Raw genomic sequence first — 9418 nt, 5'->3', positions numbered from 1 at the left:
CAACAGGCCCCGCGCCCGAACCCGCACCTCCCACCTGGCAGCACTTCGCCCCGCCGAGCACAAGCTCAACGGGGCGAATGAGCCAACGGCATCCCTCTGCGGTGGGGGCCGCCGCCGTGGCTACGGTCCTCGCACGGTGGCCGGCGCGCCCGGCAGCCGAGTTCTCTTCACGCCGTAGAACGTGGCTTCGCGGGCCGGATCTCTGACTGCGCCATGCTGTAGGTGCCGGCCCAGCCGACTCTGGGTGGCTGCAGGATCCGTTCAGCCGTGGCTGCTGGCGGAGCGGAGCCATTGGCCGGTGGCGTAGTCATACATTTCGACTCGGCATGGCCCCTGGTCGCCAACGGCGAAGAAGTAGGTGTTGCGGGACCCTGCACTGATCCAGAAGGGTCCCTCGTCGCCGAAGCGCTGGTCCCCGCACACCAGGTTGAAGTCGGCCTTTGCGGTCGACCCAGAGCGCTTGATGTATGTGGCGTCGTAGCCTTTCAGCTTGACGTGCTCGATGCACAGCAGGCCATTTCCGACGTCCTGGCATTTTTGCACGGCTGATGCCGAGGACGCTATTATTCCACCGCCGGCAAGGAATGCGGCTGTCGCTGCACCGATCACGGCGAGCTTGTGCCGAACGCGCATGATTTACCCTCTCTGGACTGATTGCGTGTGGTTGCTTGACTGGTTAAGGGACACGAGGGGAGTCGAATGTTTCCCCGCTCTCGACATCGCGCAGGCTCACATGGCAGGGGCCGAGGTTACCCGTAGCGAAGAAATAGCTGCGAGTCTCTCCCGGGCTAATCTGGAATGCTCCCTCGGAGTCGTAATCGCCCCTTTTGCAGTGAAGGGAGAACTCGACCGTGACGGTCCGGCCTCTCACCTTGTAGTACGTGGCGTTGTACCCGTTGTTTATCAACTCGGCGCAAAGATTTCCATTGCCGATGTCGTAGCACTTTACTGCCGCCTGGGCGGGTGATGCCGCCACCATCCCTCCGATGATGGCGACTGCCGCTACCCCGGACCCGGCGGCCATTCTGACCCTATTAAATGAACTCATGACCTGAAACTCCCATCCCTGATGGTCCCTGCAGATTCTGAGCGTCTCTCCGCACTCCATGAGAGTGCTGCTATTTGTGAGGCGCAATCCAAAGCGTATTAGCCATTCGTTTGGGCGGATGTGCTGTGGGCGCAAGATTTCTTGACATAGCGCGCAACCTGTCGCACCCGGGTGCTTCGACTGTGCCGAGTCCAGCCGACCGGCCGACACAGCGGCGAAACTCGTCCCCCCTCGCCGAGGAGATTCAGGCTGCCAAGGCCTCTCCAATCCTGTGCCCGGTCGGCCGACGGAGATCCGGCGGAAGCCCAGCCCACCAGAAGACGACGAGGCCGACCCATGGCGCAGGAAGCGCCTGGCTTGCCGACGGGCCGCGAGATCGGCACCCGGCCCCCGCAACGCAGCAGAGCGGGCCCTCTCCGCCGACCCCTCAGCGACCCGCCCCGGCCCCACCGCCGAGCGCCTAGTGTCCTGCGCCGGTAGTTGATCGTTAGTTGTTGTGTGACTTGTGCTGCTGGTGCGTCTGTTCCTCGTCAGGGCCCGAAGCTGGAGCCGTTGCTGCTGTCTGTCGATGAGCGGGCGGTGTTGGAGCGGTGGACGCGGCGGGCGACGTCGGCCCAGGCTCTGGCCCTGCGCGCACGGATTGTGCTGGCGTGTGCGGGGCCGGAGGTGCCGGCGATCGTTGCGGTCGCCCGGGATCTGCGGGTGACCGCGGACACGGTCCGCAAGTGGCGCCGGCGGTTCCTCGCCGAGCGGCTGGACGGTCTGGTCGACGAGCCCCGGCCGGGCCGGCCGCCCACCATTAGCGTCGAGCAGGTGGAGAACGTCGTGGTCACGACGTTGGAGGAACTTCCGAAGAACGCCACCCACTGGTCGCGCAGGTCGATGGCGGACCGCAGCGGCCTGTCAAAGTCGACCGTCGGCCGGATTTGGCGGAAGTTCCAGCTCAAGCCGCATCTGACGGACACGTTCAAGCTGTCGACGGACCCGCTGTTCGTGGAGAAGGTCTACGACGTCGTGGGCCTGTACTTCAATCCGCCCGAGGGCGCGGTGGTGCTCTCGGTGGACGAGAAGTCCCAGATCCAGGCCCTGGACCGGTCCCAGCCGGTCCTGCCGATAATGCCCGGGATGCCCGAGCGCCGGACTCACGACTACGTCCGCAACGGTCTGACCACCCTGTTCGCCGCATTCGATGTCGCCACCGGTGAGGTCATCAGTGCCCTGCACCGACGGCACCGGGCTGCCGAGTTCAAGAAGTTCCTGATCAGGATCGACAAGGAGGTACCCGCGCATCTCCAGATCCACCTGATCGTGGACAACTACGGCACCCACAAGACCCCGGCGGTCAGGACGTGGCTGGCCCAACACCCCCGCTTCCAGCTGCATTTCACCCCGACCGGCTCCTCGTGGATCAACCAGGTGGAGCGGTGGTTCGGCCTCCTGGCCGACCAGATGATCCGCCGCGGCGCCCACAAGAACGTCCAGGCCCTCGAAGCCGACATCCGCAAGTGGATCAAGAACTGGAACGAAGACCCCAAGCCGTTCATCTGGACCAAGACAGCCGAGGAGATCCTCGACTCCCTCGCCCGTTTCTGCCGACGGATCTCCAGCGCAGGACACTAGTACTCCAGCAGTACTTCGTGGCTTGACCTGGGGAAACGTCGAGCGGTGGGAGTGTAGCGGGCAGGATGCCGTCGTTGGACTGCTTCTGCCCGCACGCCCCTCGAATGAGTGCCCACGACGGCAAGGTCGCCCCGGGCGCTGGGAAGCCTCGGGGTGTGATCACCGAACAGGCAGCCGAGATCTGGGACCGCGACCTGGACCACCTCTTCACCACCATCGGGCACCACTTCGGCCGCGTCGAACCACGCCGCCGCATGCGGGATTACGTGCGCGCACTGCTCGCCCCGGTGGCCCGCAAGAACAGTTGGCAACTTGCCGAACACGCCGGCCACGCCACCCCGGACGGACTACAGCACCTGCTCTCCCGAGCCCGCTGGAACCCCGACGACATCCGCGACGACCTGCAGACCTACGTCGCCGAGCACCTCGGCCGCCCCGACGGGGTACTGATCATCGACGACACCGGGTTCCTGAAGAAGGGCACTACCTCCGCTGGAGTCCAAAGGCAGTACTCCGGCACCGCCGGCCGCACCGAGAACTGCCAGATCGGCGTCTTCGCCGCCTATGCCAGCGCAGCCGGCCGGGCCTTGGTGGACCGCGAGCTCTACCTGCCCAAGTCTTGGACCGACGACCGCGACCGCTGCCGCGCGGCCAAGGTCCCCGATCAGAGGGAGTTCGCCACCAAGAACACCCTCGCGGCGGCGATCGTCCGCAGGGCGCTGGCCTCGCGGCTGGCGATCGCCTGGGTCACGGCGGACGCCGCTTATGGACAGGACAACCGCTTCCGCCGGATGCTGGAAACATCCGGCGTCGGCTACGTCCTCGCCGTCCCGAAATCCCAGTTCTCCCTGGCCGGCCCACGCATCGACAGGGCCTTCGAGCAGGCCCCCGAGCAGGCATGGGAACGCCGTTCCTGCGGCGCGGGCGCCAAGGGGCAGCGTGAATACGACTGGGCGGCTGTTCAGTTGCGCCCGGTGGCCGAGTACGACCATCAGGACGGTGTGCTGATCCGCCGACGCTGGGCACTGGCCCGACGCAGTCTCAGCCGGCCGGACGAGATCGCCTACTACCTCGCCTATGAGATCATCTCTTCTCGAGGCTTGATAGCTGGCTCTGCGGAGTCACAGTGACCACCAGCAATACAGACCCATGTGGCTTGCCTGAGCACGAGAGGCCAGGCTGGCCAGGGCTTCCAGAGCACCGGCCGCGGTCTCGGCATCGACCTGGCTCTGTCGCAGTTCGTCCGTCCGGGACCATGGCTCTGCGAACCGCCTGAGGTCATCCGGTGTTGCAGTGACGAGTGCCTGGATCAGCGAGTTCGACAGGCTGAACACGAAGGGGCCGTCGGCTTCTGGTGGGGACAGCAACTGTCCGGATCGCGGACGCTGGCTGGCTTCCGCATAGCTGCAGCCGGTCGCGATCCCTTCGAGCTGGGCAATGGCGACCACCGGGTCGATGCCCTTCAGAGAGACCGTGTCGAGTGCGGCCTGGGCCGGGCCACCAGGCAGCTGAGCCGCGGCGGCGGCAGCCTGGTCGTCGGTGGCCGCGAAGTAGTCGCACAGAGTCATGGCGCCGATTCTGACATCCACGGCTGACACCCCGTCGAGGCGACGAAGCATTCGTGACGACCAGAGCATGGGGTCGGTCTCTCAGGAAGTGGTGCCCAGCCCGGGAGGGCAGTCTGTCAGTCCGTGTATCGGCGGCGGAGGTGGGCGATTAGGACGACGCGGTGGCGGAGAAGAGAGACGCCGGCGCGTCCAGCCATGAGGCGTTTCTGCAGCTTGACGTCGGTGATACGGCCTTCGTTCACACCGGAGTTGTAGGGGGTGGCGATCCCCTGGGCGACGGCATGCCAGTCTTCGCGTAGGGCTCCGGCAAGGCCGGTCAGCGGTGAGCCAGCCCGGTGTTCGCAAGGTCGTCCAGCCATGCTGCCAAGGGTGTGGCGTCGCGGTTGTCGAGCATGGCGGCGAAGCGGCGGACCAAGTCGTGGGCGGTCCTGAGTTCAGGGCAGTGGTCGAGGAGTCGGGGCAGGCGGTCGTTGAGGTGCGGGGTCCAGCGGTGCGGGTGAGTGGTGATCCAGCGGGCGGCTTCGCGTGGGGAGGGCGGTCGCTCGCGTGGCTCGTCCAGAGGCAGGCCCCGCCTGAGGGGTGCGACGGCCATCTTCACGCGCTGGTAGTGGCCGAGGTAGCCCTTGGCCTGGAGTTCTTCGTGAAGGATCTTCGCGCTGTGCTGTCCCTCGTCCCAGCGTTGTTGCAGGTAGCCGAGGTAGGGATCCAGGGTGGATGGCTTGCGTGGCGGGCGGCGTACCACCTCCTGCCAGGTATGGGCCCGGGCATACTTGCTGACAGTGCGGCGGTTCAAGCCGAGCTCCCGGGCCACGGAGCTGTGGCTGCGGCCGGACCGGGTCAGTGCCTGCACGGCCTCGAAGAGCCTCTGGGCATGACGCGCGGCTCGTGTGTCCGCGGCGGGCTCCTCGATCGGTGCGGGACCGGTCTGGCTGGTCGGGGGCAGGGCTGCGGGCAGGCAGCTGCGGTGGGCGGATGCGATGTCCTGAACGCGGCGAGAGAGGCCCTGCCAGATGTGAAAGCGGTCGCTGACCTGCACGGCGTCCGGGGCGCCGGCGGTGATGCCATGCCGGTAGGCGAGCGAACCGTCACGGCAGGCGACCTCAACGCCTGGGTGCTGGCGGAGCCACCGGCCAAGCCGTTCCGCGTCGCGTCCTTCCCAAAGTGTGAGCGGGAGCCTGGTGGTGGCGTCGACCAGGAGGGTGCCATAGGCGTCGCCGTAGAGCGCGAAGTCGTCCACCCCCAGGACCCGGGGCGTGACCAGCGGCGGGAGCGGCACCCGCATCAGCTGAGACAGGACGGCGACCCGCGAAAGCCTGATGTTCAAGATCTGCAGCATCCGAGCACCGCCCCGGCCGGCCAGCACCACGCCGACATCCTCAACCAGGCGCTGCAACGGCGGTGTCCGCCGCTGGTAGCGCACGGTCAGCCCGGGCACTTGCTCGGCGAAGGTCACCTTCAGGCAGGCCGTATTTTCGCAGTACAGGCGGCGTACGGACAAGTCGATGCGCGAAGGCCGACCTGCGAGCGTGACGTCGGCGAGGCTCCGTACGTAACGGCTATGTCCCCAGGCGCTGAGCTGTCCGCATCCCGTACATGCCGCTGGTTCACCGGATCTCGTACGGGCACGGACCACCACTGCAGCATCGGAGATCTCAACCGAGATCACCAACAGATCAGACAACTGCGGTAACAGATTTGCCAGTTCAACAGAGCACTGTCAGAGGCTGCCCGCCAGGCAGGCCGGACGACCGTGTCACCGAGATGATCTCCGGCTACGAAAATCTTGCCAGAGCCGTGAACGTGCAGAGTGCCGTACGGCTGAACGTACAGAGTTCTTGCTGTGCCCGGTGTCGGTGATCGGCACGCTGCTGCCTGTTGTTTCCGAGGAGGCAGATTGGGGCAGCTGTGGTTCTGAACCCGCAGCGATGGCTGGAGCTCCGGCGTTTTCGTGGTCTGGTGGAGTCCGGCGCGATGAGCGTGTCGGAGGTCGCCAGGGAGACCGGGCTGAACTGGCGGACGGTCAGTAAATATCTGTCGGCCGAGGGGCCGGCGGGGCCGCCGCGGCGATCGGCGAACGGCCAGACACACAAGCGGGTGGTCGACGAGGTGGCGCCCCTGATCGATGCGATGCTGAGGGCCGAGGTCTTGATGAAGGCCTCGGTGATCCACGAGCGGCTGGCCAGGGAATACGGATTCACCGGGAACTACCAGCGGGTCAAGCTCTATGTTCAGGAGGCCCGTCCCAGGATCGCCGAGGAACTGGGCATCACTCCGAGGGAGCTGGCGGGGATGCACCGCCGGTTCGAGGTGATCCCTGGTGCCCAGGCTCAAGTTGACTGGGGCGACGAGGGAAAGATCCTCGCTCACATGGGCATCGAGAAGGTCTACTCCTTCCACATGGTCCTGTCGTACTCCCGCGACCCGTTCTGCTGCTTCACCACCAGCCAGGATCTGCAGACCTTCTTCGACTGCCACCGGCGGGCGTTCACGCACTTCGGCGGGGCACCGATGACGATCGTCTACGACCGCACCAAGACTGTCGTCCGCCGCCATGTTGCCCCAGGTGAGGCCGTTCCGCTGCATCCGGAGGCTGTCGGATTCGCCGGCCACTACGACTTCGACATCGACGTGCTGGCCGCCTACCGGCCCACTGGCAAAGGCCGCGTCGAACGCCAGGTCCTCATCGTCCGCGACCACGTCCTGTCTGGCCGGGCCTTCTCCTCCGTCGAGGAGATGGACAGCGCGTTCACCGCCTGGGTGCCGCACCGGCGGGCCCAGATCCACAAGACGCACCGGGACATCATCGGCGAGCGGGCCGCCCGCGATCACGCGGCCCTCCGCCCGCTGCCGCCCACCCCCTATCTGGTGGCCGAACGGCATCTGCGGCCAGTCGGCAAGGACTGCCTGGTCGCCTTCGGCGGCAACCTCTACTCGGTGCCGGCCCGAAAGGTCCGTCCCCGGCAACTGGTGGAGATCCGGGCCACGAAGTCGCAGGTCATGCTGCACTCAACAGCCCCCGGAAACGGCGGGGAGACGTTGCTGGCCATCCACCCGCGGGCCGTCGGCCGCGGAGTCCGCGTCGTCGACGAGACGCACTGGGACGGCCTGCCCACCGGCAAGGGACGCCGGACCACCACCAGCGACATCCCCGCCCAGCCCCGCCACGAGCATCCAGGCAGCAGGGAAGCCGGGTCACTGCAGGCCCTGCTGAACCGGGCTGCTGCCACCCGTGTCGAGGTCGGCCGCCGACCGCTGTCGGTCTATGACGAACTGACTGGCACCCGCCCCTTCACCACCCGTTCCCAGAGCAAGGAAACGTCTTGAGCGAGCTGACCGGCAACCGTATCCGCACCACGGCCGCCAAGCTCGGCCTGCCTCACCTGGCCGAAGCCGTCAACGAGTACTCACGGCGGGCCGACGAGGCGAAGATGGGTTACCTCGACTTCCTGGACCTGGTCCTTTCCGAGGAACTGGCTGTCCGCGACGACCGCCGCTTCCGCCAGGGCCTGCGGCTCTCCCGGCTCCCGCACCACAAGACACTCGACGAGTACGACTTCTCGTTCCAGCCTGAACTCGACCCGCGCAAGATCAAGGACCTCGCGACCCTGTCGTTCGTGGAGGCCAAGGCCAATGCGGCCCTCCTCGGGCCACCTGGAGTCGGCAAGACCCACATCGCCGTGGCCCTCGCGGCCGCGGCCTGCCGGGCTGGCTACTCGACTTCACCAGCCTCGACGACATGGTCCGCAACCTCAAGACGGCCGAAACCGCTGGCCGACTGTCCAGCAAACTCGGCACCTACCTCCGGCCCAGCGTCCTCGTGGTCGATGAGGTCGGTTACCAGCCCCTCGAACGCGCTGAGGCGAACCTGGTCTTCCAGGTGATCTCCAAGCGTTACGAGAAGGGCTCGATCATCCTCACCTCGAACAAGACCTTCAGCAAAGCGCACATGTTCCGGCGAACCTATGCCAGGCGGCGCCGAATCTTCACAGGTTCCAGCAGGATCGCGGATGCTGCATGATCGAACGATGCTGGTCGAACTGATGAAGGTCTCAAAGTTTCCGTACAGTCCTTGGCTGGCCCAGGTCCGGACGCCGTTCGGCCGGACAGCGGTCCGCTGGTGCGGTGACCAGGCCGCGAAGCCGGGCGAGTACTACGTTGAGTGGACGGTCGATGAGGACATCGCCTGGGGTCGTAACGCGAAACCAGCTGTCGGCGTCGGACCGGGAGTCCGTCCTGGCGGGCACTGCGTTGTCCTGCGCGGACGGCTGGACCTCACCGTGGACGGTGCAGCCGTGCTGGACTTTGATGGCTCGCAGATTCTGCTGGATCTTGCTGATCCGCTGCCCGAGGGTGTTGCCGGCACGTGGGTCGAGCTCTTCATCGAGCGCGAGAAGATCGCTCTCTACCCGTACGAACTCTGACCAGAGATCAGTCGTTGGCCGTCTCCCACTTGGCCAAGCGGGTCTCATCGATGCGGTCGGACAGATAGATCATGGTGGCCTCGGGGTTCATTCCGAAGGCGGCGGCGACGAGCTTGGGGTCCATGGTGTTGACCAGGTCGAGCAGTCGAGTGCAGCGGATCATGCGGGGTGGGAAGCCGCAGGCATCGAGGACGTGACTGACATAAGCAGTGGACGCCGGCCCCCGGCCGGACTTCGTCTGGCGGGTGACCATCACATGCGGGTTGTCCGTCCGCTGGTCTTCACGGTGGTCCAGGCAGCGTTCCACTGCCGCCCAAGACGGCGGATCCAAAGGAACCGGATGCGGGCGGTCGCCGAGCCGGGCGGTCCGGGCACGAAAGTCGAGGTCCCCGGACTGCAGCATCTTGACCTCGCGGCTTGAGGCGCCGTGCAACAGGGCGAGCATGCCGAGAAGGGCTTCGTGCGGGTGGACAGCCGGATCCATCGTCCAGCGGCGGAACAGCACACGTTGCTGGTCTAGCGTCAGCGTCGCGCCGGTGAAGCCGCTTGGTCCTCGGGCGGTCAGACCGCGGGCAGGATCGACGAGGACGATCTTCTGGGACCGCGCGAAGCGGAAGAACTGTCCGAGCACGACCAGTCGACGCTTTCGGGCCTTGGGTGAGCCTGCTAGGGCCTGTGTGATGTCGTGATCATTCGGCGGTCTTCAGGAGGTCGTCGATCCAGATCATTGCGGCGCGGAGGTGGAGGCCGGCGAGGTAGCT

At 66.2% G+C, this 9418-nt stretch carries 7 protein-coding genes and 2 pseudogenes; 5 read left to right on the top strand and 4 right to left on the bottom strand.

Annotated elements, in window-relative coordinates; all coding sequences use genetic code 11:
* Positions 1 to 261 precede the first annotated feature (261 nt).
* A complete protein-coding gene (locus ACZ4VL_RS39575; protein ID WP_468210548.1) occupies positions 262 to 633 on the bottom strand; it encodes a hypothetical protein in 372 nt (123 codons plus the stop codon).
* A gap of 958 nt (positions 634 to 1591) precedes the next feature.
* On the opposite strand from ACZ4VL_RS39575, the gene ACZ4VL_RS39570 reads away from it, so the two are divergent.
* Positions 1592 to 2668: an IS630 family transposase gene (locus ACZ4VL_RS39570; RefSeq protein WP_468210553.1), complete on the top strand. Its 1077-nt coding sequence runs from the start codon at positions 1592 to 1594 to the stop codon at positions 2666 to 2668.
* A gap of 179 nt (positions 2669 to 2847) precedes the next feature.
* Positions 2848 to 3747, top strand: a pseudogene (locus ACZ4VL_RS39565) (IS701 family transposase); the annotation flags it as partial.
* Between the two features lie 42 nt (positions 3748 to 3789).
* Here ACZ4VL_RS39565 and ACZ4VL_RS39560 read toward each other — a convergent pair.
* Both ACZ4VL_RS39560 and ACZ4VL_RS39555 read right to left on the bottom strand, forming a co-directional pair.
* Positions 3790 to 4236 (bottom strand): hypothetical protein, encoded by a 447-nt coding sequence (locus tag ACZ4VL_RS39560; RefSeq protein WP_468210545.1) that lies wholly within the window; start codon positions 4234 to 4236, stop codon positions 3790 to 3792.
* Positions 4237 to 4552: 316 nt separating this feature from the next.
* Positions 4553 to 5869, bottom strand: coding sequence for an ISL3 family transposase (locus tag ACZ4VL_RS39555; protein ID WP_468210551.1), 1317 nt, complete (start codon positions 5867 to 5869; stop codon positions 4553 to 4555).
* A 272-nt stretch (positions 5870 to 6141) separates the two neighbouring features.
* Here ACZ4VL_RS39555 and istA point away from each other — a divergent pair, with 272 nt between their 5' ends.
* From istA to ACZ4VL_RS39540, 3 genes and pseudogenes are all read left to right on the top strand, one after another.
* A complete protein-coding gene (istA, locus tag ACZ4VL_RS39550) occupies positions 6142 to 7560 on the top strand; it encodes an IS21 family transposase (protein WP_468210543.1) in 1419 nt (472 codons plus the stop codon).
* Positions 7557 to 8176: pseudogene (gene istB / locus ACZ4VL_RS39545) on the top strand (IS21-like element helper ATPase IstB); the annotation flags it as partial. The gene istA and the pseudogene istB, both read left to right, overlap by 4 nt.
* Positions 8177 to 8261: 85 nt before the next feature.
* Complete coding sequence (locus ACZ4VL_RS39540) at positions 8262 to 8657, top strand: hypothetical protein (RefSeq protein ID WP_468210540.1); 396 nt, start codon at positions 8262 to 8264, stop codon at positions 8655 to 8657.
* Positions 8658 to 8664: 7 nt separating this feature from the next.
* On the opposite strand, the gene ACZ4VL_RS39535 is transcribed toward ACZ4VL_RS39540, so the two are convergent.
* On the bottom strand, positions 8665 to 9288 hold the full coding sequence (locus tag ACZ4VL_RS39535; RefSeq protein WP_468210537.1) for a hypothetical protein: 624 nt from the start codon (positions 9286 to 9288) through the stop codon (positions 8665 to 8667).
* Between the last annotated feature and the right edge of the window lie 130 nt (positions 9289 to 9418).

This window comes from Streptomyces sp. NPDC029014 (genome assembly GCF_055564695.1).
The sequence above is the reverse complement of the archived record's forward strand: the minus strand, read 5'-3'. Positions and strand labels throughout refer to the sequence as shown.